This window comes from Bradyrhizobium sp. USDA 4510 (genome assembly GCF_054059095.1).
In genome coordinates this window covers 3,208,196-3,231,040 of sequence record NZ_JBSSBT010000001.1, presented here as the reverse complement: position 1 = coordinate 3,231,040, position 22,845 = coordinate 3,208,196, and the positions used below count along the sequence as shown (strand labels likewise).

Below are 22,845 nucleotides of genomic sequence, written 5' to 3'. Positions count from 1 at the left end.
AACCGGCTTCCACTTCGCTCGAAAACGCTACTTCAGAATCTGCACCGCCCAATAGCTCGCGGCTGCGACCGCGGCCGACGCCGGGATCGTGATCACCCAGGCGTAGACGATCGAGCTCGCCACATTCCAGCGCACGGCGGAAAGCCGCCGTGCGGCGCCGACGCCGACGATGGCGCCCGTGATGGTGTGCGTGGTCGATACGGGAACCCCGAGATAGGTCGCCATGAACAGCGTCACGGCGCCGCCGGTTTCGGCGCAGAAACCCTGCATCGGCGTCAGCTTGGTGATCCGCAGCCCCATGGTGCGGACGATCCGCCAGCCGCCCATCAGGGTACCCAGCGCCATCGCGCCCTGGCAGGCCAGCACCACCCAGAACGGAATTTCGAAGGTGTCGCCGAGATGGCCCTGCGAATAGAGCAGCACGGCGATGATGCCCATGGTCTTTTGCGCGTCGTTGCCGCCATGGCCGAGCGAATAGAGCGACGCCGAGGCGAATTGCAGGATGCGGAATGCGCGATCGACCGCGAACGGCGTCGAGCGCACCGAGAGCCAGGACACGATCGCGACCAGCACCAGCGCCAGCAGGAAGCCGACCAGCGGCGACAGCACGATCGCGAGCAAGGTCTTGGAGAGCCCGCTCCACACCGCCGCCGAAATCCCCGCCTTCGCCATGCCGGCGCCGACCAGGCCGCCGATCAGCGCGTGCGAGCTCGACGACGGAATGCCCAGCGCCCAGGTGATCACGTTCCAGACGATCGCGCCGACCAATGCTGCGAAGATCACGGTCGCATCCACCACCGACGGCTCGATGATCCCGGTGCCGATCGTGTTGGCAACGTGCAGGCCGAACACGAGGAACGCGACGAAGTTGAAGAACGCCGCCCAGACCACCGCATATTGCGGCCGCAGCACGCGGGTCGAGACGATGGTCGCGATCGAGTTCGCGGCATCGTGCAGGCCGTTCAGGAAGTCGAACAGCAGCGCGACCGCGATCAGGATGGTCAGAATCGGAAGACCCAGCGTGGCGTCCACGTGATGGCCCTGCCCTATTGTGCTTTGTTGAGCATGATCGCCGCGCAAACGCTTCGTGTTTGTCGCAGGGAAAACCGCATCACACTTTTCCGGATCATGCTCAGACTTGCTCGATCACGATCGAGTTGATCTCGTTCGCCACGTCGTCGAAACGGTCGGCCACTTTCTCGAGATGGTCGTAGATCTCCGCGCCGACGATGTAGTCCATCGTGTTGGCGTCGCGGTGCTTCAGGAACAGCTCCTTGAGCCCGATATCCTGGAGATCGTCGACCCGGCCCTCGAGCTTGGTCAGTTCCTCGGTGATCTGGGTCAGCATCGAGACGTTGTGGCCGATCGACTGCAACAGGGGCAGCGCGCGGCCGACCAGATTGGCGCATTCGACGATCAGGCCGCCCATCTCGCGCATCGGCGGCTCGAACTCGCGCACCTCGAACAGCATGACCGCCTTTGCGGTCGCCTGCATCTGGTCGACCGCGTCGTCCATCGAGGTGATCAGGTTCTTGATATCGCCACGATCGAACGGGGTGATGAAGGTGCGGCGAACCGCGGTCAGGACCTCGCGGGTGACGCTATCGGCGTCGTTCTCGAACTGATTGACGCGCTGGCAAAAGACCGGAGTCTCCTCCCCGCCCTTCAGCATGTCCTGCAACGCCAATGCGCATTGCACGGAGGTCCGGGCGTGTCGGGCGAACAGGTCGAAAAACCGCTCTTCCTTGGGCAGGAAGGCGCGAAACCAGCGCAGCATGTCTCAGTTCCATCATTCCGGGACAGCCCTTTTAGCGACTGTCACAGAACTGTCATAGAGCATCTGGCGGGGAAAGCATCGGGGTCGACCGCCCGAGCGGGCGGTCGTCCACCGCTATGTCGGCCGAAAGTCGCCGGGACCTGCCCTACAGCGACCGCCGCAACAAATGGGCCAGCTCACCGACCAGGCCACGCCGGAACAGCAGCACGCAGGCCACGAAGATCACGCCCTGGATCACCGTCACCCACTGGCCGAAACCGGCGAGATATTGCTGCATGGCGATGATCACGAAGGCGCCGACCACCGGGCCGAAGATGGTGCCGAGACCGCCGACCAGCGTCATGAGCACGATTTCACCGGACATCGACCAGTGCACGTCGGTGAGCGAGGCATTCTGCGCCACGAACACCTTCAGCGAGCCGGCAAAGCCCGCCAGCGTGCCCGACAGGATGAAGGCGAGCAGCTTGTACTGGTCGGTCTTGTAGCCAAGCGAAATCGCCCGCGGCTCGTTTTCGCGGATCGACTTCAGCACCTCGCCGAACGGCGAGTTGATGGTGCGGTAGATCAGCAGGAACCCGGCGAGGAAGCCGACCAGCACGACATAGTAAAGCACCAGCGGCTTCGAGAGATCGAAGATGCCGAGCAGGTGGCCTTGCGGAATGCCCTGGATGCCGTCTTCACCATGGGTGAACGGCGCCTGCAAATAGAGGAAGTAAAGCAGCTGCGACAGCGCCAGCGTGATCATCGAGAAATAGATGCCCTGCCGCTTGATCGAGATGTAGCCGGTGACCAGGCCGAGCAAGGCCGCGGCCGCGGTGCCGACCAGGATGCCGAGCTCCGGCGTCAGCCCCCACACCTTCAGCGCGTGGGCCGAGACGTAACCGGCGGTGCCGAGGAACATCGCGTGGCCGAATGACAGCAGGCCGCCATAGCCGATCAGGAGGTTGAAGGCGCAGGCGAGCAGCGCGAAGCACAGCGCCTGCATGACGAAGAACGGATAGATCCCCGTCCACGGCACGATCGCCAGCAGCAGCGCCATCGCGGCGAATACGATCATTTCGTCGCGCATCGCGCGCGGCGTGATCGGAAGTGTATCGTCGGTCAATGCTGACATATCAAGCCGCCCGTCCCGTCAGTCCCGTTGGCTTCACCAGCAACACCACCACCATCAGGACAAACACCACGGTGTTGGAGGCCTCGGGATAAAAATACTTGGTCAGTCCCTCGATCACGCCGAGCGCGAAGCCGGTGATGATCGAGCCCATGATCGAGCCCATGCCGCCGATCACGACCACCGCGAACACCACAATGATGAGATCGGCGCCCATCAGCGGACGGACCTGGTTGATCGGCGCCGACAGCACGCCGGCGAGCGCGGCAAGACCAACGCCGAGCCCGTAGGTCAGCGTGATCATGCGCGGCACGTTGATGCCGAACGCGCGCACCAGCGTCGGGTTCTCGGTTGCGGCGCGCAGGTAGGCGCCGAGCTGTGTCTTCTCGATCAGGAACCAGGTCGCAAGGCACACCACGAGCGAGAAGATGACGACCCAGCCACGATAGATCGGCAGGAACATGAAGCCGAGATTGACGCCGCCCTTGAGCTGATCGGGGATCGAGTAAGGCAGGCCCGAGGAGCCGAAATAGTTCTGGAACACGCCCTGCACGATCAGCGCGATGCCGAAGGTCAGCAGCAATCCGTAGAGATGATCGAGGCCGGTCAGCCATTGCAGCATGGTCCGCTCGAGGATCATGCCGAAGATGCCGACCACGACGGGTGCGATGATCAGCGCCCACCAGTAATTGATGCCGCCCAGGTTGAGCAGGAAATACGCCACGAAGGCGCCCATCATGTAGAGCGCGCCATGCGCGAAATTGATGATGTTGAGCATGCCGAAGATGACGGCGAGCCCCAGACTGAGCAGCGCGTAGAACGAGCCGTTGATCAGTCCCACCAGAAGCTGTGCGTAGAGAGCCTGCATCGAATGAGCTTTCGCTAGATAGATGAAGCCCGCCGGCCACGCGCATGGCCGGCGGGCATGATCGTCACTTCTTCAGAAGCGCGCAGGCGCTCTTGTCGAGCGGCGTGAAGGCCTGGTTGCCCGGCACGGTGCCGACCAGCTTGTAGAAGTCCCACGGTCCCTTGGACTCCGAAGGCTTCTTCACTTCGAACAGGTAGGCGTCGTGGGTGACGCGGCCGTTGGGCTCGACCTCGCCCTTGCCGAACAGCGGATCGTCGGTCGGGATCGTCTTCATCTTCGCGACCACCTTGGCGCCGTCATGCGGATTGCCGCCGAGCGCTTCCAGCGCCTTGAAGTAATGCATGAGGCCCGCATAGACGCCGGCCTGCACCATGGTCGGCGGCGCGCTGTTCTTCATCCGCTCCGAGAAGCGCTTGGAGAAGGCGCGGGTCTTGTCGTTGAGGTCCCAGTAGAACGTCTCGGTGAAGTTGAGGCCCTGCGCAGTCTCGAGCCCGATCGCCTTGACGTCGGTGAGGAACAGCAGCAGCGCCGCGAGCTTCTGGCCGCCCTTGACGATGCCGAACTCGGCCGCCTGCTTGATCGAGTTGGTGGTGTCGCCGCCGGCATTGGCGAGACCGATGATCTTGGCCTTGGAGGCCTGCGCCTGCAGCAGGAAGGAGGAGAAGTCAGCGGTGTTGAGCGGATGCTTGACGCCGCCGACCACCTTGCCGCCATTGGCGGTGACGACGGATGTGGTGTCGCGCTCGAGCGCGGCGCCGAACGCGTAATCCGCGGTGAGGAAGAACCAGGTGTCCCCGCCCGCCTTCACCAGCGCCTGGCCGGTGGCGTGGGCGAGCATGTAGGTGTCGTAGGTCCAGTGCACGGTATTCGGCGAGCACTGCGCGTTGGTGAGATCCGAGGTGGCGGCGCCCGAATTGATGTAGACGCCGTTCTTTTCCTTCACGACGTTGTTGACCGCGAGCGCGACGCCGGAATTCGGCACGTCGACGATGGTGTCGACCTTGTCGACGTCGAACCACTGGCGGGCGATGGTGGTGCCGATATCGGGCTTGTTCTGGTGATCGCCGGAGATCAGGTCGATGGTCCAGCCCTTGGCCTTGAGGCCGGAGTCCTCGATCGCCATCTGCGCCGCCAGCGTCGAGCCGGGGCCGGCGAGATCCGCGTAGAGGCCGGACTGGTCCGACAGCGCGCCGATCTTGACCGTCTTGTCGAGCTTTTCCTGGGCGGAGGCGACGCTTGCGGCGGACAGCACCATCGCGGTGCCGAGCAAGAGCGCCGAAATCTTGTTCTTCATGTCGTATTCCCTCGTCCTAAATTTTCTGGTTCTGGCGATATCAGACGCCGAGATAGGTATGGAGCTTGTCCATGTTGGCCGACAGCTCCGAATTCGCGAAGCCGTCGATCACCTTGCCGTGCTCGACAATGTAATAGCGGTCCGCAACGGTCGAGGCGAAACGGAAATTCTGCTCGACCAACAGGATCGTGAATCCCTGCGACTTCAGGCGCGCAATGGTGTGCCCGATCTGCTGGATGATGACCGGCGCCAACCCTTCGGTCGGCTCGTCCAGCATCAGGAAGCGCGCGCCGGTGCGCAGGATGCGCGCAATCGCCAGCATCTGCTGCTCGCCGCCCGAGAGCTTGGTGCCCTGGCTGGTGAGGCGCTCCTTCAGGTTGGGAAACAGCGTGAAGATCTGGTCGAGCGGCAGGCCGCCCGGCCGCACCACCGGCGGCAGCAGCAGGTTCTCGCGCACGTCGAGGCTGGCGAAAATGCCGCGCTCCTCGGGACAGAATGCGATGCCGAGCCGCGCGATCCTGTCCGAGGTAGCGCGGATGATTTCCTGATTGTCGAAGCGGATCGAGCCGGAGCGCTTGTTGATGACGCCCATCACCGACTTCAACGTGGTGGTCTTGCCGGCGCCGTTGCGGCCGAGCAGCGTCACCACCTCGCCGGCCTTCACGTTGAAATTGATGCCGTGAAGGATGTGGGATTCGCCGTACCAGGCCTGCAGATCCTTGACCGTCAGCACGTCGGCGCCGGCCGCAGCGACGGGCTTCTCCGCCAGTTTTGCCTCAGCCATGACCCGCTCCCAGATAGGCTTCCTTCACGCGCTCGTCCTTGGAGAGGTCGGCGTAGTTGCCCTCCGCCAGCACCTGCCCGCGCGTCAGCACGGTGATGATGTCGGAGAGGTTGGCCACCACCGAGAGGTTATGTTCGACCATCAGGATGGTGTATTTCGCGGAGATCCGCTTGATCAGCGCCGCGATCTTGTCGATGTCCTCGTGGCCCATGCCGGCCATCGGCTCGTCGAGCAGCATCATCTCGGGGTCGAGCGCGAGCGTCGTTGCAATTTCAAGTGCGCGCTTGCGGCCGTACGGCATCTCGACCGCCGGCGTATTGGCGAATTCGCTCAAGCCGACGTCGTTCAGGAGCTCGTGGGCGCGCGGATTGAAGCGGTCGAGCACGCTTTTCGAGCGCCAGAAATCGAACGACGAACCGTGCTGCCGCTGCAGCGCCACGCGAACGTTCTCGAGCGCGGTCAGATGCGGAAATACCGCCGAAATCTGAAACGAACGGACCAGCCCGAGGCGCGCCACGTCGGCCGGCGGCATCGCGGTGATGTCGTGGCCCTTGTAGCGAATCTGGCCTGCCGACGGCTTCAGGAATTTGGTCAGCAGATTGAAACAGGTCGTCTTGCCGGCGCCGTTCGGCCCGATCAACGCATGGATACTGCCCCGACGCACTTTCAACGCGACGTCGCGAACGGCGAAGAAACCCGCGAATTCCTTGGTCAATCCGCTGGTTTCGAGGATGAACTCATCGGCCAAATAGATTCCCCCATACGCCATCGCTGCGAAGCCCCTCGCCCGCGTGGCCAGCTTTTTTCGTGTCCGACAGGCGTCCGATCCGTCTTGGAAACCGTCCGGGGCCCGTCGCCTCCGGGCCGGAATATGCCGTCATCTGCGGCAGTTACGCAAGGTGGAAAGCTGTGCAGTGCGGCATCAGCGTGACCGGTTCCGGTTGATCCTTAGTCGAATGGCATTTCCGTGCGCTTTGCGCCTCGGGAAAGCGGTCGTTAACGGTGTTTTGCTCCGGACTCCCACTTTCATAGAATATTTGCGCCTCTCGCCGAAGCTCCGGCCATTGCATGATGAACGGCTAGAGCCTTGCATTTCAAGCGCGCCAATTCTTCGGTCGTCAAATCGATCCCGCAACGTGATTTCCTCGGCACGTGGCTGCGACTTTATGCCCGCAGCCAAACCATCCCGCAGATCGATGAACTTGTCCCTGGCCGCATCCCGTCCGGGGATGTGCCTGAATTCGGCTAGCCGATGCAATTCCGAAGCGCCGATCCATCGATGGTCAAATCGATCACGCAGCGGGTGCTGCTGAACGCCTGGCTGCGCGGGCTGCGCCTGCCGGACGCGCTTCCTCTGTTGTGCGACTTCCATACCGAGGGCACCGCCGACGAGCGCGCCGACATGATGAGCTTTGACGTGGTCGGCAGTGGCGAGGCGGCACGTTTCCTGATTACGCAGGAAGGCGCGAGGCTGACGACGGCCTATGGCAACGAGCACATCGAGCCGCCGCTGCGCACCAACCGCTTTCTTGACGATGCGATCGGACCCGAGCGCTACGCAGGAGTGATCCTGTCATATCGTGCTTGCCTCGCGCTCAAGCGTCCAACCTATACGGTTGCGGAGGTCACGGACGCCGACGGCAAGGACGTGTCCTATGAGCGGCTGCTGCTGCCGTTCGGACGCGGCGACACCGTCGAGCACATCATCGGCTCCTACAAGGCGATCAGCATCGAAGGCGGCTTTCGGCTGCACAATCTGATGGGCGTGAAGGCGAAGTCGGTCCCGGTCGTCACCATCAGGGCGGTGATCGACCGCAGGTCCGTGCCCGCGGATCGTCCGGCAAGTCAGGATTCAGTCGAGCTGATCTAGACTCGTCACTTCTCGCGAAGCGGTCGCGGCATCGCTGGAAGCGCCTTAGCCCTTCTTGCGCGCCTTCGCCGGCACTTCCTTGGCGTAGATGTCCGGCTTGAAGCCGACCACGCGCTTGCCCCCGAGATCGAGCACCGGGCGCTTGATCATCGAGGGCTGCTCGGCCATCAGCGCCAGCGCCTTGCGCTCGTTCAGGCCTTCCTTGTCGGCATCGGGCAGCTTCTTGAAGGTGGTGCCGGCGCGATTGAGCAGTGTCTCCCAGCCGACCTCGTCGCTCCACTGCTTGAGCTTATCCTTGGCGATCCCGGCGGTCTTGTAGTCGTGGAAGTCGTAGGCGACGTCGTGATCGTCGAGCCAGGCCCGCGCCTTCTTCATGGTGTCGCAGTTCTTGATGCCGTAGATGGTGATGGTCAATGCCGTTCCCCGCATGCGATTGCGGCGGGAAATTAGCCTCGCGGCAATCCCGGCGCCAGATCGGAGCCATCAGGTCTCCACACCGATATTGCTGGCATTCAATGCGCATAGTGCGTGAAGACGAAATCGTGATCGCTGGCATGGGCCTCGTGGCAGGCGAAACAGGTCTCGTGCTGAGCGGCATCGACCGGCTTGCCGTCGACGAAGCGGCCGAACCCCCAGCCTCCGGTCGATGCATATTTGGCCGCGTCCTTGACCATGACCTGCACCGTGGTCGCCGGCCCCGCGATGAAGGCGCCGTTGAGGCCATCAACGGGCTTGCGCTTCCAGGCCAGCTTGACCAGCACGGTGCCGTCGGGGAAACGCGCGGCGCCGTCCTGATAGGCCTTCACGGCGGTGGCGTTGCCGAGCACGCTGCGAAGCTCATCGAGCCCGGTCTCCTCGCCGACCGCGATCAGCTTCCAGTCGCGATAGCCGTCAGGGATTTTCACGCCGAAGATCGGCGATGCCGGTGCAGCATCATCGGCATGCCCGACGGCGAACGGCAATGACGCGCTGATGCAGGCTGCTGCGGTCGCGGCAGCTGCCCATTTCACAATTTGTCTCATGATCCCCGATCCGCTCCGTCTCAGACCTTGCTGACGTCGATGATGGCCTGGACGAAGGCCTGCGGCGCCTCCTGCGGCAGATTGTGGCCGATGCCGCCGGTCAGAAGCCGATGCTCATAGTGGCCGGAGAATTTCTTGGCATAGGCCGCGGGCTCCGGATGCGGCGCGCCGTTGGCATCGCCTTCCATCGTAATGGTCGGGATCGCGATGACGGGCGCCTGGGCGAGCGTCTTCTCGAACGCGTCGTACTTCGCCTCGCCCTCGGCGAGACCAAGCCGCCAGCGGTAATTGTGGATCACGATATCGACGTGATCAGGATTCTCGAAGGCCGCCGCGCTGCGGTCGTAGGTGGCGTCGTCGAACTTCCACTGCGGCGACGCCAGCTGCCAGATCAGCTTGTTGAAATCGTGCCGGTTCTTGGCATAGCCCTCGCGGCCGCGCTCGGTCGCGAAATAGAACTGGTACCACCATTGCAGCTCGGCCTTCGGCGGCAGCGGCATCTTGCCGGCCGCCTGGCTGCCGATCAGATAGCCGCTCACCGAGACCATGGCTTTACAGCGCTCGGGCCAGAGCACCGCCATGATGTTGGCGGTGCGCGCGCCCCAATCATAGCCGCCGAGCACGGCCTTCTCGATCTTCAACGCGTCCATCAGCGCGATGATGTCGGCTGAGACCGCGACCGGCTGGCCGCTGCGCATGGTGTCGCTGGAGAGGAAGCGCGTGGTGCCATAGCCGCGCAGATGCGGCACGATCACGCGGTAGCCGGCCTCGGCCAGCGCCGGCGCGACGTCGGCATAGCTGTGGATGTCGTAGGGCCAGCCGTGCAGCAGGATCACTGCGGGACCGGACGCAGGACCCATCTCGACATAGCCGGTATTAAGCACGCCGGCATTGATCTGTTTGACCGGACCGATCGTGGTGTGGGCGCCGGCCTTGATCGCAGGCAGCGCCGGCTTGGACTGAGCCTGAGCGGAACCGACAAACCCGAACCGGGAAGCGGCAAGGATCCCGCCGGCGATGCCAAGGAAGCGGCGGCGCTGCTGATTGATGGACTGCGACATGGCGATCTCCTTAAGTCTGGTGTCGGGATTGAATATTGCAGAGACCGCCCCCGTCCGCTTTCAGAGGACGTGGATTTGTCCTTCAGAGCGTCGTGATTTTGGCTCCACCCAGCCTGTGCTAGGTTCCGCCACGAACTCAGCCGCCGGCCGCCGGACTCTTCGATTTGACTTACCATTTCAACGACTTGACCCTCGATTCCGAGCGCCGTGAGCTGCGCCGCGGCGATGCTCTGGTGGCCGTCGAGCCGCAGGTCTTCGACCTCATCGAGTTCCTGATCCGCGCCCGCGATCGGGTGGTCAGCCGCGACGAGGTGCTGGCCGCCGTCTGGCACGGCCGGATCGTCTCGGAAGCGACGCTGAGCAGCCGGATCAACGCCGCGCGGACGGCGATCGGCGACAATGGCGAGGAGCAGCGGCTGATCCGCACCCTGCCCCGCAAGGGTCTCCGCTTTGTCGGCGATGTCCGCGAGGTCACCGCGCACGATCGCCCTGTTGCAGACAATGCCAGCCCGCCGCGGCCGAGCGAGGGTCCGTCGATCGCGGTGCTGCCCTTCACCAATATGAGCGGCGATCCCGAGCAGGATTATTTCGCCGACGGCATCGCCGAGGACATCACCACCGCGCTGGCGCGTTGCAGCCGCCTCACGGTGATCGCGCGCAACTCCGCCTTCACCTACAAAGGCAAGGCGGTCGACATCCGCCAGGTCGGCCGCGATCTCGGCGTCGGCTATGTGCTCGAAGGCAGCGTCCGCCGCGGCGGCGATCGGTTGCGGATCACCGGGCAGTTGATCGACGCCAGCTCTGGCGCGCATCTGTGGGCCGACCGCTTCGACGGCGCGGCCGCCGACGTGTTCGACCTGCAGGACCGCATCACCGAGAACGTGGTCGGCGCGATCGAGCCGACCCTGCTCGTCGCGGAAGCCGAACGGCTGCGGGCAGCGCCGCCCGACAGGCTCGACGCCTACGAGCTGCTGCTGCGCGCCTACAGCCTGCGTTACGAGTTCACGCCCGAGAGCATGGAAGCGGCGCTCGATTGCCTCGACCAAGCGCTGGCGCTCGACCCCGCCTACGCGCCCGCACTGGCGGCCTCCGCCTATTGTCATGCGATGCGCCATGTCCAGGGCTGGCTGAAGCTGAACGATGCCTACCGCGAACGCGCGGTCGCGCAGGCCTGGCGCGCGGTCGAGCTGGCGCCCGGTGACCCGCAGGTGTTGTGGATGGCGGCGTTCGCGATCTGGAACATGGCCGACGAGATTGAGCCTGCGCGCGACCTGTTCGAGCGGTCGCTTGCGATCAATCCGAACTCGGCGATGGCGCTCGTGCTCGGCGGCTGGATCGAGGCGATGCGCGGTAATCAGAAAGCCGGCCGCGCCATGATCGAGCGCGCGCAACGGCTGAACCCGCGCGACCCGCGCGGCTGGTTCGCCGCCGCGGCGCTGGCGATCTGCGCAGTGCTCGACCGAAATTTTGCCGAAGCAGTGATGTGGGCCGACAAGGCGCTGGCGCAGAACCGCCGCTTCGCGGTGGCGCTGCGCGTCCTGATCGTGGCGCTGGTCAGGACCGGCGACACCGCACGCGCGGCCCAGATCGCGCGCGAGCTGCTCAAGGTCGACCCGGAGTTCACGATCTCCGGCTTCCTGTCGCGGATTCCCTTTCCGGTGGAAGCGATGTCCGCGACCTATCGCGAGACGCTGAAGGCGGCCGGCGTCCCGGACTGATGCTGCTCCGGCGGCGCGACGTCATTCACCCGCTGGTCAGGCCAAGATACCTCCATCGACCACCAAGGTATGGCCGACCACAAAGCTTGCCGCCGAACCGCATAACCATAGAACAGCGGCAGCGATTTCTTCAGGTTCACCAAGGCGTCCGATCGGTTCGGCTGCTACGAACGCCTTGACGATCTCTGGATCGTTGTTCCTTGTTACCCGCTTCGCCATCGGAGTATTGCCGATAATGCCCGGGCATACTGCGTTGATACCGATGCCCTTCCCGGCATAATCGAGTGCGGAGGCGCGGGTGAGACCTATCACCCCGAATTTGCTGGCGGAATAGGCGGCGCGCCCTTTGGAGCCCCTCATCCCGCCGATCGACGAGCAGTTGACGATTGCGCCGCTTCCTTGTGCGGTCATGTGGCGAAGCTCCGCCTTCATGCAGTTCCACACACCGCGCAGATTGACATCGATGATGTTGTCAAACTCGGCATCTTCCGTTTCAACCAATGGCGCAGCATCGCAGTTGATGCCCGCATTGTTGAAAGCTGCATCGAGCTTCCCGTAAGTCTCGATCGCCTGCTCGATCATTGCGTTCACCTGGCCCCGATCCGTTACATCGCAGCCGACGGCAAGGACGTCATGACCCGCGGATCACAGTTCAGCAGCGGCAGTTTCGAGCAACGCTGTGTTGCTGTCTGCAACGACCACGGACGCGCCTGCAACACCAAATGCCCTGGCTGTCGCCAGACCAATGCCACCAGCGGCGCCGGTAACAAGCGCAACCTTTCCTTCGAAGCTCTCTACCATTGCTGACCTTTCAAAATGCTGGATCTCGTCGAATAGGCGGCGCTGCTCAGAGTGACGGAATTGGCTTACTCAGCTTGCTCAGTGTCATCACACGCGCATGCGGGTGATCCAGTATTCCAGAGACGCCGATTGTTGAGCCGAGAGGCCGCGGCGTACAACCGCACCACGCGAAGCGTTGCGCCGACTCCGGCGGGAGAGCGCCTGCTCCGAAGCGTCGGGCCGAAATTTGAGGAAATGGACGCCGAGCTGTCGGCCCTTGGCGAGTTGCGGGAGAAACCGGCCGGCAACATCCGGATCACTGCGACCGAACACGCCGCCGAAGCGATCCTGCTGCCCGCCCTGGCGAAGATCCTGCCGAATTACCCGGACATCAGTGTCGAAGTCATTGTCGACTACGGCCTGGCGAACATCGTTGCGCAGCGATACGACGCCGGTATCCGACCTGGCGAGCTGGTCGCCAAAGACATGATTGCCGTTCGCGTCGGACCGGATTTGCGGTCCGCGGTCGTGGGCGCTCCGTCATATTTTGCCAACCGAAAGAGGCCGCGCACGCCCCAGGATCTGACCAGCCACAACTGCCTGAACCTGCGCCTGCCGACCCATGGCGGGCTCTACGCTTGGGAATTCGAGAAGGACGGGCGCGCGCTCAACGTGCGGGTCGACGGCCAGCTCGTCTTCAACGGCGCAGGCCCGCTCCTGCAAGCGGCGTTGAACGGCTTTGGCCTCGCATACCTGATGGAGCGTAACGTGCAGCCCTACGTCTCCGACGGACGGCTCGTTCGGGTACTGTCGGATTGGTGTCCTCCATTTTCCGGATACCACCTGTACTACCCTAGCCGTCGTCAACCTTCACCGGCATTCTCGCTGCTGGTTGAAGCTCTTCGGTTATCGAGGGAAGTAGGCGGCACTCCCGCTTGCGGCCGTTCGGCGATCTCGGGAGATGACCGCTTTTTCGCCGCTGTGGGGGTTGAGCGCACATCAGCGCCAGCCGCTAATGAGTACACAGCCCGGGCAGTGGACTTGTAAGCGTGGAGCCACAGCCGGCTTGAAGCGAGCACTACAATCCCGGTGATCTCGCCGCCCAAGCCTTGGTGGCCTGGCAGCTTTCCATCGCTCGCGTGTAGGCAGGGCGTGCCGTCGTGCGGGCGAGATAGTCCCGCTCGGTAGGACCGGGGACGTAGTTGCCGGTTCGCATGCCGAGCAGAAGGGCGTAGCTCACCGAGATATCGGCAGCGGTGAATCGGTCGCCGGCGAGATAGGGGCAATCCGCGAGGCGGCGGATAACCAACCCCAGCCGGCTCTCGAAGGTCTCGAATGCCCAGCAGGTAACCCGGGCATCTCGCTCGGCTTCGGGCGCCAGTTGGCGACCGACAATGACGGCGTTCATCGGCCCGGCGAGCCCGGCCTCGCCCAGATGGAGAAATTGCAGATAGGACGCGAAGGCGGGATCGTCCGGAGCGACGGCAAGCGAACCTGAGCCGTGCCGGGCGAGCAGGTACTCGAGAATCGCGATCGATTCGACCATGATCGTCTCGCCGTCCTGCAGTACCGGAATGAAGCCGGCAGGGTTGATGGCGAGGAAATCGCGATCATTCTCGACTGCGAACAGATCGACCGGGCGCAGCCGATAAGCCAACCCTAGTTCCTCGAGCAGCCAGACAACACGGAAGCCACGACCTTCGCCATAACGGTGAGCATAGTTAAGCGTTCCTGGATTGGGCTGGATGGACGAACTCGCTGAGGTGAGCCAGTCCCGCCACGGACTATCGATGGAGCATCATGCACGCAAGGCTTGGCGCATAGTCGTCATCCTACAGTGCGGGCCCTTCCCACTTCATGGGTTCACGACCTGGGCTGCGGCCGCGAACGAGACGCGTTCCCCTCTCCCGCCTGCGACGCAGTCAGTTGCAGAGGCCCGCAGATGCCATATGCGACAGCCTTGGGACGAGCGGACACCTGCGCAATTTCGGAATATTAGAAGAGTATCCCTGAGTTGCCCGACATGTCAAGTTGCCTGCTCGAACTGCCTGCTCGAACATGCCTGCTCGAACACCGGCCGCCGCCGGCTGCTTTGCATGGGGTTGTTTTCGATATTTTGGCAGCGCCCTATCCGACGGGCCCCTTAACTTCATATTGCTCTAGCCTGAGCCGCCCGGCTCCAGCGCCTCGCCGAGCTCGAGCGGATGCGCCATCGTCTCGTGCAGCGCCTGCTTGTCGAGCTCGCCTTCCGACAGGCTGATCACGACGCAGGCGACGCCGTTGCCGATCAGGTTGGTGAGCGCGCGGCACTCGCTCATGAACTTGTCGATGCCGACCAGGATCGCGATCGACTGGATCGGAATATCGGGCACGATCGACAGCGTTGCGGCGAGCGTGATGAAGCCGGCGCCGGTGACGCCGGACGCGCCCTTCGAGGTGATCATGGCGATGCCCAAAATGCCGAGCTCCTGCCAGATCGTCAGATGCGTGTTGGTGGCCTGCGCCAGGAACAGCGTCGCCAGCGTCATGTAGATGTTGGTGCCGTCGAGATTGAAGCTGTAGCCGGTCGGCACCACGAGGCCGACCACCGAGCGCGAGGCGCCGAGATGCTCCATCTTCTGGATCATCTGCGGCAGCACCGTCTCCGACGACGACGTGCCGAGCACGATCAGGAGCTCGTCCTTGATATAGGCGATGAAGCGGATGATCGAGAAGCCGGCGAGCCGCGCGATGGCGCCCAGCACGATCAGCACGAACAGGATGCTCGTGAGGTAGAAGGTCGCGATCAGCGCTGCCAGATTCAGCAGCGAGCCGAGGCCGTAGGCGCCGACCGTGAAGGCCATCGCGCCGAATGCGCCGAGCGGCGCGACGCGGACGATGATCCGGATGATGCCGAAGAACATCTTGGCGGCCGTGTCGATCGCTGACGCAATCGGCTCGCCGACCTTGCCCATGAGAGCGATGGCGAAGCCCGAGAGGATCGAGATCAGCAGCACCTGCAACAGGTCGCCGCGCGCGACCGCGCCGAGATAGCTGTCCGGAATGATCGCCATCAGATGGGCAACGATGCCCTGCTCTTTGGCCTGCGTGACGTAATTGGAGACCGATTTCGGATCGATCGTGGAAGGATCGATGTTGAAGCCGTGGCCGGGCTGTAGCAGCTCGCCGACCAGAAGACCGACCGCAAGCGCCACCGTCGACACCGCCTCGAAATAGATCAAGGTCTTCAACCCGACCCGGCCGACGCGCTTGAGGTCGCCCATCGAGGAGATGCCGTGCACCACGGTGCAGAAGATGACCGGCGCGATCATCATCTTGATCAGCGCGATGAAGCCGTCGCCCAGCGGCTTCAATTCCTTGCCGAGATTCGGATAGAAATATCCGATCAGGACACCTGCCACGATCGCGATCAGCACCTGGACGTAGAGGATCTTGTACCAGGGCTGATGACGGGGATGGGCAACGGGCTTGATGGCGGCTGTGGTCATGAGGTGCCCCGGCTGGGATGAACTCAACTGGTGATGCCATCTTGGCGGAGCCGCGCGCAAGCGACAATGCCCATTCGCACCGTCGCGAGCGCACACGAATCTGTCATAGACTGCGGCCGGCTCGCATCGGGAGGCTGGGAATGGAATTCACGGCATTGTTTCTCGCCATCACCATCGCCCTGCTGGTGGCCTGGCGTGGCCCGCGTCCCGTCGCGATCGGTCTGTTCGCGGTGATCCTGATCGCCTGCGTCGCGACCTTGCTGCACCACGCCACCGACCGTCTCACTTTGTCGTTCTGAGGCCGGCCATGAACGACACGCAGGCCGTCACCCTCAATGCCGTCGCGCTCTATGGGCTGGCGCTGGTACTGGCCGCCGCCTTTGCCGCGCAGCTGCTGCTCCACGAGCTGCCCTGCCCGCTCTGTCTGTTGCAGCGCATCCTGTTCGCCCTGCTGGCGATCGGGCCGATCCTCAATATCCGCTTCGGGCCACGGCCGAGTCATTATGCGTTGTCGCTGCTGACGGCCGTCCTTGGCGCCACGGTCTCGGCCCGGCAGGTGCTGCTGCACATCCTCCCCGGCGACGCCGGTTACGGTTCGGCGCTGCTCGGCTATCGTTATTATACGTTGGCGCTGATCGGATTTGTCGTCGCGATCGTGCTGCTCGCGGCGATACTGCTGTTCGACCGCCAGTTCGAGCACCGCGCGGCGCCGGGCAGCTCGCCCGGCAGGTTCGCGCAAGGTGCGGTGTGGCTGGTGGTCGGGCTGACGGCACTGAATGTGTTCTCCACCCTGCTCGAGTGCGGCTTTGCCGCCTGTGCCGACAATCCCATCGTCTATGAGGTGCTGAAGTAGGTTGCCTAGGGACGCTTCGGAATGTTCAATCCGCGCTCCACCGCCGGCCGCTTGAGACCGCGCTCCAGCCAGGCCGCGACCTGCGTGAACTGGTCGAATTCGACGAGCTCGCGCGCACCGTAGAAGCCGATCAGATTGCGCACCCAGCCGAGCATCGAGATGTCGGCGATGCTGTATTCATCGTCCATGAACCACTGCCGTCCGGCGAGATGCGTCTCCATCACGCGGAGCAGGCGCTTCGACTCGGCGACGTAGCGCTGCAGCGGCCGCTTGTCCTCGTAATCCTTGCCGGCGAATTTGTGGAAGAACCCGACCTGGCCGAACATCGGTCCGATGCCGCCCATCTGGAAATGTACCCACTGGATCGCCTGATAGCGGCGCGCGACGTCCACCGGCAGCAGCTTGCCGGTCTTGTCGGCGAGATATTGCAGGATAGCGCCGGATTCGAACAATGGCAGCGGCTTGCCGCCGGGGCCGTTGGGATCGAGGATCGCCGGAATCTTGCCGTTCGGGTTCAGCGACAGGAACTCCGGCGCCTTCTGGTCATCCTTGTTGAAGTCGACGAGATGGACCTCGTAGGGCAGCCCGATCTCCTCGAGCATGATCGAGACCTTCACGCCGTTCGGCGTCGGCAGCGAATAGAGCTGGAGGCGGTCCGGATGCTGGGCGGGCCAGCGTTTTGTGATGGCAAAGGCAGACAAGTCGGTCATGTCGACATTCTTTTGCAGGGTTGTTGTTGGACGGCTAATGTACGGAGCTCAGTGAAAGCCGCAAGGTCTGCAACCGGCCATGAACGATCAACAGACGGGCGCAACGACAGGCGCAATGCTCGGCCTCTCCGACGACGAACTCGCAACGCACCCGACCGTGTTCGCCCCCGATGCGCTCGCCGGTCGGGTGGTCGTGGTGTCCGGCGGCGCCGGCGGCATCGGCCGCGCCATCGCATGGCTGTTCGCGCGGCTCGGCGCGCATGTCGTCGTCGCAGGCCGCAATGCCGGCAGGCTCGACGCACTGGTCGATCGTCTCGTCCATCGCGGGCTCAAGGCGTCCGCGCATGTCGCCGACATCAAGGATCCCGACGCGGTCGATGCAATGTTCGAGGCGCTGTGGACCGAGCACGGCCGTGTCGATCATCTCGTCAACAGCGCCGGCGGCCAGTTCCCGCAACCCGCGATCGACGTCTCGATCAAGGGCTGGAATGCGGTCATCAACACCAACCTCAACGGCACCTGGTACATGATGCAGGCCGCGGCGCAGCGCTGGCGCGACCGCAAGCATCCCGGCAGCATCGTCAACATCGTCGTGGTTACGACGCACGGCCTCTACGGCATTGCGCATTCGATCGCGGCACGCTCCGGTGTGATCGGCCTGTCGCGCGCGCTCGCGGTCGAATGGGCGCCGCTGAACATCCGCATCAACTGCATCGCGCCCGGCGCGATCGAGACCGAGGGCTGGAACGTTTACAGCGAAGCGGCGCGCGCCGCCTATCCGCGCTCCAATCCGATGATGCGCCCGGGCACCCCCTGGGACATTGCGGAGGCCGCCGTCTACCTCGCCGCGCCCTCCGGCAAGTTCATCACCGGCGAGACGCTGACCGTCGACGGCGGCGGCCAGCATTGGGGCGAGACCTGGACGACCGGCAAGCCCGACTATTTCAGAGGCGGCGAATAACGCCCGCATGGCGGTCGCCCGACGCGCTTCCCTCACTTGCCGTCGTCGAAGCTGACGATGACGGCGGCGTTCGCGATCAGGATCGGGTCGTTGCCGAGATCGGACGGAATCTCGAGCCCGCCCGCGATCGCCTTCACGGTCTTGGTGCCATAGGGCAATTTCTTCGCGACCGCTTCGATATCGACATCTTCGGGATTCGGCACGGCGATCGTGACGTCGACGAACATGTCGTTGGCGGTCTTGCCGAGCATGCGGAAGAAGCCGAGGCTGGAATGACGGATGGCATCCGAGACGGCCCGCTTGGCGGCCTTGGTGGCGTCGCGGCCGTGGACGTCGACGCCCATGCCCATTTCGGTGATACAGCGCACGCGTGTCATGAAGGTTCCTGTTGTCGTTGGCGTGAGAGACCTTCACTCCTTCGGCCCCTGCGTGCGCGGCGTCAAGCCGGGTCCCTCGCCTCGCTTACGCGCTTGTGATCGCCGCGCGCCAGCATCCATGCCGCAATACCGGCAAGGATCGCCGCAGCCACCACCATGATGCAGGCCGCGGCCCAGCCCCATGCCGAGACCACGGCGCCGACCGCGATTGGACCGGTGACCTGGCCGAAATTGCTGCCCGTCATCAACAGGCCCATCATGACAGGCACCATCGCCGCCGAACGCGCCGCCGCGGGTGCGGTTGCAAGCAACGTCGCCGGGATCAGGCCGCCGATCGCGGAGAACAAAAGGCACAGCCAGAATGCGCCCCAGCCGCCGAGCACCGGCAGGAAGATTCCAAGCGCGGACGCGCCCATCACGAATGCCGCCACGGCAATCAGCAAGTTGCGGCTGACGCCGCGCGCAAGCAGATGACCGGCGGCGAGATTGCCGACGATGTTGCCGGCCGCGGCCAACGCACTGAGCCCGCCGGCGCCTTGGCTGGACACGCCGAGCCGCTCGGTCAGCAGAATCGGCAGGAAGCTGAACAACGCAAAGAACATCAGGCTGTAGAGCGCAAACAGCACCATCAGAAGCGCCGGGGTGCGGCGCCGCGCCAGCGCGGTGGCTTCCTGCATCAGGCCGCTCCGCGCCGGGCCGGTCCGCGATGCCACTTCAGGCACAATGACGCCGGCGAGTACGAACAGCAGGGCGACAAAGGCAGCACTGGCCCACCAGATCGTGCGCCAGCCATCGAAGATCGGGCCGGCGACCAGCGCCAGCGCGATCCCGAACGGCATCACGCAGCTCCACACCGCCATGGTGACGTCGCGCGCGCTGACATCGACGACACGATCCAGCAATGCAGGAGCCGCGACCATCACCAGCAGGAAGCCGAGCCCTTCCAGCAGGCGCGACGCCAACAGCACCGCTAGCTGTGGCGCGAGCGCGCCCGAGGCTGCCCCCAGCGTGATGGCCGCGAGCCCGCACAGCAGCACCTTGCGAGCACCAACCGCGGCAATCACCACGCCCGCCGGAACGCTGCCGACAAGCCCGAGGACCGCAAAGATGCCGGCGATCGTTCCGACCGCGGCAAGGTCGATGCCGAGGCTCTGTTGCAGCATCGAGGCGGCAATCGGAACCTTGCCGACCTGCAGCGCCGCGCCGATCCCGCAACCGATCACGATGGCGACCGTGGCCCATCGCTTCGCCTCGCTCTGCTGCATCACGGCCGTCTCGATCGTCATGCGTCCACTCCGCCCTGGGTCAGAGCACAGAGATAGCGTTTCCCGACCATCGACAGGAGTGATATGTTTTGCATCCGATTGATCGATTTCATAGATCATGCTCGACAACCTCACGCTCGATCAGATCCGCACCTTTGTCGCCATCGCCGAGCGCGGCAGCTTCCGCGCCGCCGCGGCCAAACTGGCGCGGGTGCAATCCGCGGTCAGCCATGCCATCGCCAACCTCGAGGCCGAACTCGGCCTGACGCTGTTCGACCGCTCCAGCCATCGCCCGGCGCTGACGGCCGAGGGCAAGGCACTGCTGGGCAACGCGCGCGACCTGCTGCTCCGTGTCGACGCGATGCGGGCGCGGGCACGCGGCCTGGGCGATGGCGTGGAATCGGAACTGTCGCTGGTGGTCGATACGCTGTTTCCGATCGCCGCCGTCGGCGCGGCGCTGACGGAAATGCGGGCGGCCTATCCGTCCGTCAGCGTGCGGCTCGCGGTCGAACCGATGGGCGGTCCGATCGCTGGCTTGACCGAACGGCGCAGCGCGCTCGCGGTCACGGTCGGCGAGGATTTTCGCGATCCGCGTCTTGCGCTCGATGCGATCTGCGCGGTGCAGATCGTCGCCGTCGCCTCCGCCGGCCATCCGCTCGCGCGCCGCGGCCGCAAGAGCGTGGCGGATCTCGCCGATCATCTGCAGATCGTGCTGTCGGATCCGACCCCGCTGTCGGAGGGCCGCAGCTTCGGCGTGCTCTCGCCGCAGATCTGCCGGGTGAGCAATCAGGACACCAAGCACGCCATGATCCTGGCCGGGCTCGGCTGGGGCCGGCTGCCGCTCTGGCAGGTGGCACGCGACCTGAAGGAGCGCCGCCTGGTGCGGGTCGAAACCGGCGCGCTCGGCCGCAACGCCGCGCTCGCGATGGAGGCCTATCTCGCCCACCGGCTCGATGAACCGCTGGGACCTGCGGCACGTGCATTTGCCGATGCATTGACGCGGATCGCTGCGGGCACGCATGCGCCGAAGATCAGGGCGAAGACGGCGAAGAAACACTGAGCCGCAGCTATCGCTCGCCGGCCCTGTGGCGGCCGACCGCAAGCGCCTCAGTCCTCGATCTCGCCGCTGCGGATCGCAAGCCGGATGGCCTGCGCGGTCGTGGCGACGCCGAGCCGAAGCCGCGCACGCCGCAAATGGTTCTCGACCGTGCGTTCGGACAGGCCGAGCGATGCCGCGATGTCGGCCTGGCGTCGTCCCGCCGAAATCCAGCGCAACACCTCGCGCTCGCGCGGCGACAGGCTCGACGCACCGTTCGGCTCGTGCGCTTCCATCAGCCCGCGGGCGGCGCGGAAGGCTGCCGCGCCGACCATCGTCAGCGCCGCACGCGTCCGCGGCGACGCATCGATCCGCGTTCCGGCGAAGCTCATCGCGCCTTCGAGGCCGGTGCGCCCGAACACCGGAACCTGCAGCCCATGGAAACCGGGCCCGCGCGGCGTGCGCACCACGCGATACTTCTCGCCGCGCGCCGACATCACCTTGGTCCAGAAAAACGCCTGGTCCACATTGAGGAAATTGCGCGTCACCGGACAATGCCGGACATAGGTTTCGGCATCGACGGTCACGCCTTTGCCGAACCAGTCGCCTTCGACCCAGTAGATCCGGTCAACCAGGTCCTCACGTGCCGGCGACGCCGAGAACATCACGAACCGGTCGTAGCCGAGCGGCACGCTCGCGGACCGCACCGCCGCCTGGATCGCGGGCAAGCTCTCGCTGCCCTCGATCGCAACCACGGCTTCGATGTAGCGGTCCATGCGGTGCCATCGTGTCGTGCGGAAGGCCGGTCGCGCGCGGCCGAGCGCGTTGAGGATTTTCCCTCAAGCGAGGTCGGCCTGCAAGGCGCGCGACATTGGCCCGCCACCGGCGGCGGGGCGCGGTTCACCCCGCCCGCAGGTTGAGCCGCCGCCCGCTCAGTGCCCGCCGAGCGTATCGAGCAGAGCCCTTGCGGCTGCCTTGCCGACATTATTGGCGGCGAAGGGGCTGTCACCGGTGATCAGCTTGCGATCCTGATGGGTCTTGCCGGTGATGTCCTTGTTCAGGATCTCAACCCCGAGCGCCTGCAACTGTTCGCCGAACGCCCAGGTCAGCGCGCCCGGCATGTAGCCGATATCGGGCGTGGTCCGATCGATGGCGTCGGGAAATGCGCAGATCTTGTAGCCCTTGAAGGGATAGTCGCCCTTGGCTTCGCCGACCGCGGACGCCAGCAGCGCCGCCGGGCCATGGCAAAGCGAGATGATGTGCCTGTCGTTGTCGAGCGCCCATTTCAGGGCGGCCTTCACGTCGGTGCTTTCGGGCAAGCCGATCAGCGCACCATGGCCGCCCGGGATGAACACCGCGATATAGTCGGAATCCTTGCCGAGCTTGTTTTCGATCACGTCGGAGAGCTTCAGCGGCTGCTTCAGCCTGGCGAGATATTTCTGGTAGATGCTCTTGACCGCGTCATCCTCCTTCGGAAACGCCCAGAGCTCGAATTTGACCGGATTGCCCGACACGGTCGCGATATCGAATTCGAAGCCCGCCTTGTCGAGATGATACATCGGCAACAAGGTCTCGACGGGATGGTTGCCGGTCGAGAACATCGTGCCGTTCTGCAACAGCAGATAGCGCTCGTCCGCGGCGATCATCAGAATTTTCCAGCGGCCGCCCCTGTAGGCGTTGGGATAGTCTGCGCCGGAGAGATCCGACTTGGCCGAGGTGAATTGCCCAAGCGAGTAAGGCGACGGAGAGTAAGCATTGTTCTCCGCCGGATCGGCTACGGGACGCTTGTCCTGGGATTGCTCGGACATCGAGATATCCTCTCTCATCGTGTTGCGATCCGGCAAAGGTAAGCACGAGATCCGCGATGAGG

Annotated in this window: 24 protein-coding genes and 2 pseudogenes; 8 read left to right on the top strand and 18 right to left on the bottom strand. The window is 64.3% G+C overall.

Annotated elements, in window-relative coordinates:
- Positions 1–27: 27 nt before the first annotated feature.
- The 7 genes from ACVMDN_RS14515 to ACVMDN_RS14485 all read right to left on the bottom strand — a co-directional run bounded on the left by ACVMDN_RS14515 (position 28) and on the right by ACVMDN_RS14485 (position 6,582).
- Positions 28–1,032, bottom strand: coding sequence for an inorganic phosphate transporter (locus ACVMDN_RS14515; RefSeq protein ID WP_141342303.1), 1,005 nt, complete (start codon positions 1,030–1,032; stop codon positions 28–30).
- 100 nt (positions 1,033–1,132) lie between these two features.
- Positions 1,133–1,777, bottom strand: coding sequence for a DUF47 domain-containing protein (locus ACVMDN_RS14510; protein WP_057019846.1), 645 nt, complete (start codon positions 1,775–1,777; stop codon positions 1,133–1,135).
- A 145-nt stretch (positions 1,778–1,922) separates the two neighbouring features.
- Complete coding sequence (locus ACVMDN_RS14505) at positions 1,923–2,891, bottom strand: branched-chain amino acid ABC transporter permease (RefSeq protein ID WP_057019845.1); 969 nt, start codon at positions 2,889–2,891, stop codon at positions 1,923–1,925.
- Position 2,892: 1 nt separating this feature from the next.
- A complete protein-coding gene (locus ACVMDN_RS14500) occupies positions 2,893–3,756 on the bottom strand; it encodes a branched-chain amino acid ABC transporter permease (protein WP_016839880.1) in 864 nt (287 codons plus the stop codon).
- 64 nt (positions 3,757–3,820) lie between these two features.
- Complete coding sequence (locus tag ACVMDN_RS14495) at positions 3,821–5,050, bottom strand: ABC transporter substrate-binding protein (protein WP_141342302.1); 1,230 nt, start codon at positions 5,048–5,050, stop codon at positions 3,821–3,823.
- Positions 5,051–5,090: 40 nt separating this feature from the next.
- Entirely contained in the window at positions 5,091–5,834 is a 744-nt protein-coding gene (locus ACVMDN_RS14490) for an ABC transporter ATP-binding protein (RefSeq protein WP_038383662.1), read from the bottom strand.
- The gene (locus ACVMDN_RS14485; protein ID WP_016839877.1) at positions 5,827–6,582 is read right to left on the bottom strand and encodes an ABC transporter ATP-binding protein; all 756 of its coding nucleotides are present in this window, start codon (positions 6,580–6,582) and stop codon (positions 5,827–5,829) included. Before ACVMDN_RS14485 ends, ACVMDN_RS14490 begins: the two co-directional genes overlap by 8 nt.
- Positions 6,583–6,921: 339 nt before the next feature.
- On the opposite strand from ACVMDN_RS14485, the gene ACVMDN_RS14480 reads away from it, so the two are divergent.
- Positions 6,922–7,083: a hypothetical protein gene (locus tag ACVMDN_RS14480; protein ID WP_159109470.1), complete on the top strand. Its 162-nt coding sequence runs from the start codon at positions 6,922–6,924 to the stop codon at positions 7,081–7,083.
- Between the two features lie 30 nt (positions 7,084–7,113).
- Positions 7,114–7,704, top strand: a complete 591-nt coding sequence (locus tag ACVMDN_RS14475; protein ID WP_246786709.1) for a hypothetical protein — start codon at positions 7,114–7,116, stop codon at positions 7,702–7,704.
- A gap of 45 nt (positions 7,705–7,749) precedes the next feature.
- Here ACVMDN_RS14475 and ACVMDN_RS14470 read toward each other — a convergent pair whose 3' ends face one another.
- The 3 genes from ACVMDN_RS14470 to ACVMDN_RS14460 all read right to left on the bottom strand — a co-directional run bounded on the left by ACVMDN_RS14470 (position 7,750) and on the right by ACVMDN_RS14460 (position 9,787).
- Positions 7,750–8,118 carry an ArsC family reductase gene (locus ACVMDN_RS14470; protein WP_141342299.1) on the bottom strand — a complete coding sequence of 123 codons (369 nt, stop codon included), beginning with the start codon at positions 8,116–8,118 and terminating at the stop codon, positions 7,750–7,752.
- Between the two features lie 98 nt (positions 8,119–8,216).
- Positions 8,217–8,726: a cytochrome P460 family protein gene (locus tag ACVMDN_RS14465; RefSeq protein WP_141342298.1), complete on the bottom strand. Its 510-nt coding sequence runs from the start codon at positions 8,724–8,726 to the stop codon at positions 8,217–8,219.
- Between the two features lie 20 nt (positions 8,727–8,746).
- Entirely contained in the window at positions 8,747–9,787 is a 1,041-nt protein-coding gene (locus ACVMDN_RS14460; protein ID WP_141342297.1) for an alpha/beta fold hydrolase, read from the bottom strand.
- Positions 9,788–9,951: 164 nt separating this feature from the next.
- Between ACVMDN_RS14460 and ACVMDN_RS14455 the strand changes: the two genes are divergently transcribed.
- Complete coding sequence (locus ACVMDN_RS14455; protein WP_456835124.1) at positions 9,952–11,505, top strand: winged helix-turn-helix domain-containing protein; 1,554 nt, start codon at positions 9,952–9,954, stop codon at positions 11,503–11,505.
- A gap of 36 nt (positions 11,506–11,541) precedes the next feature.
- Here ACVMDN_RS14455 and ACVMDN_RS14450 read toward each other — a convergent pair.
- Positions 11,542–12,306, bottom strand: a pseudogene (locus ACVMDN_RS14450) (SDR family NAD(P)-dependent oxidoreductase).
- Between the two features lie 156 nt (positions 12,307–12,462).
- On the opposite strand from ACVMDN_RS14450, the pseudogene ACVMDN_RS14445 reads away from it, so the two are divergent.
- A pseudogene (locus ACVMDN_RS14445) lies at positions 12,463–13,207 on the top strand (LysR substrate-binding domain-containing protein); the annotation flags it as partial.
- A gap of 156 nt (positions 13,208–13,363) precedes the next feature.
- On the opposite strand, the gene ACVMDN_RS14440 reads toward ACVMDN_RS14445, so the two are convergent.
- Both ACVMDN_RS14440 and ACVMDN_RS14435 read right to left on the bottom strand, forming a co-directional pair.
- Positions 13,364–14,032, bottom strand: a complete 669-nt coding sequence (locus ACVMDN_RS14440) for a glutathione S-transferase family protein (RefSeq protein ID WP_456835873.1) — start codon at positions 14,030–14,032, stop codon at positions 13,364–13,366.
- A gap of 412 nt (positions 14,033–14,444) precedes the next feature.
- Positions 14,445–15,773 (bottom strand): dicarboxylate/amino acid:cation symporter, encoded by a 1,329-nt coding sequence (locus ACVMDN_RS14435; RefSeq protein ID WP_076831866.1) that lies wholly within the window; start codon positions 15,771–15,773, stop codon positions 14,445–14,447.
- 140 nt (positions 15,774–15,913) lie between these two features.
- Between ACVMDN_RS14435 and ACVMDN_RS14430 the strand changes: the two genes are divergently transcribed.
- Together ACVMDN_RS14430 and ACVMDN_RS14425 are read left to right on the top strand one after the other, a co-directional pair.
- A complete protein-coding gene (locus ACVMDN_RS14430) occupies positions 15,914–16,072 on the top strand; it encodes a DUF5993 family protein (protein WP_168855627.1) in 159 nt (52 codons plus the stop codon).
- An 8-nt stretch (positions 16,073–16,080) separates the two neighbouring features.
- Positions 16,081–16,626 carry a disulfide bond formation protein B gene (locus tag ACVMDN_RS14425; RefSeq protein ID WP_456835125.1) on the top strand — a complete coding sequence of 182 codons (546 nt, stop codon included), beginning with the start codon at positions 16,081–16,083 and terminating at the stop codon, positions 16,624–16,626.
- A gap of 5 nt (positions 16,627–16,631) precedes the next feature.
- Here ACVMDN_RS14425 and ACVMDN_RS14420 read toward each other — a convergent pair whose 3' ends face one another.
- Positions 16,632–17,336, bottom strand: a complete 705-nt coding sequence (locus ACVMDN_RS14420) for a glutathione S-transferase family protein (RefSeq protein ID WP_456835126.1) — start codon at positions 17,334–17,336, stop codon at positions 16,632–16,634.
- A 79-nt stretch (positions 17,337–17,415) separates the two neighbouring features.
- On the opposite strand from ACVMDN_RS14420, the gene ACVMDN_RS14415 reads away from it, so the two are divergent.
- Entirely contained in the window at positions 17,416–18,297 is an 882-nt protein-coding gene (locus ACVMDN_RS14415) for an SDR family oxidoreductase (protein ID WP_141342291.1), read from the top strand.
- Positions 18,298–18,329: 32 nt separating this feature from the next.
- On the opposite strand, the gene ACVMDN_RS14410 is transcribed toward ACVMDN_RS14415, so the two are convergent.
- Both ACVMDN_RS14410 and ACVMDN_RS14405 read right to left on the bottom strand, forming a co-directional pair.
- Positions 18,330–18,674, bottom strand: coding sequence for a Lin0512 family protein (locus tag ACVMDN_RS14410; RefSeq protein ID WP_456835127.1), 345 nt, complete (start codon positions 18,672–18,674; stop codon positions 18,330–18,332).
- A gap of 62 nt (positions 18,675–18,736) precedes the next feature.
- Positions 18,737–19,960, bottom strand: coding sequence for an MFS transporter (locus tag ACVMDN_RS14405; protein ID WP_456835128.1), 1,224 nt, complete (start codon positions 19,958–19,960; stop codon positions 18,737–18,739).
- Positions 19,961–20,057: 97 nt separating this feature from the next.
- On the opposite strand from ACVMDN_RS14405, the gene ACVMDN_RS14400 reads away from it, so the two are divergent.
- A complete protein-coding gene (locus tag ACVMDN_RS14400) occupies positions 20,058–20,999 on the top strand; it encodes a LysR family transcriptional regulator (protein WP_456835129.1) in 942 nt (313 codons plus the stop codon).
- Positions 21,000–21,046: 47 nt separating this feature from the next.
- Here ACVMDN_RS14400 and ACVMDN_RS14395 read toward each other — a convergent pair whose 3' ends face one another.
- Positions 21,047–21,751 (bottom strand): PA1136 family autoinducer-binding transcriptional regulator, encoded by a 705-nt coding sequence (locus ACVMDN_RS14395; RefSeq protein ID WP_456835130.1) that lies wholly within the window; start codon positions 21,749–21,751, stop codon positions 21,047–21,049.
- Positions 21,752–21,907: 156 nt separating this feature from the next.
- Positions 21,908–22,783 carry a glyoxalase III HchA gene (gene hchA / locus ACVMDN_RS14390; protein WP_456835131.1) on the bottom strand — a complete coding sequence of 292 codons (876 nt, stop codon included), beginning with the start codon at positions 22,781–22,783 and terminating at the stop codon, positions 21,908–21,910.
- Positions 22,784–22,845: the final 62 nt, after the last annotated feature.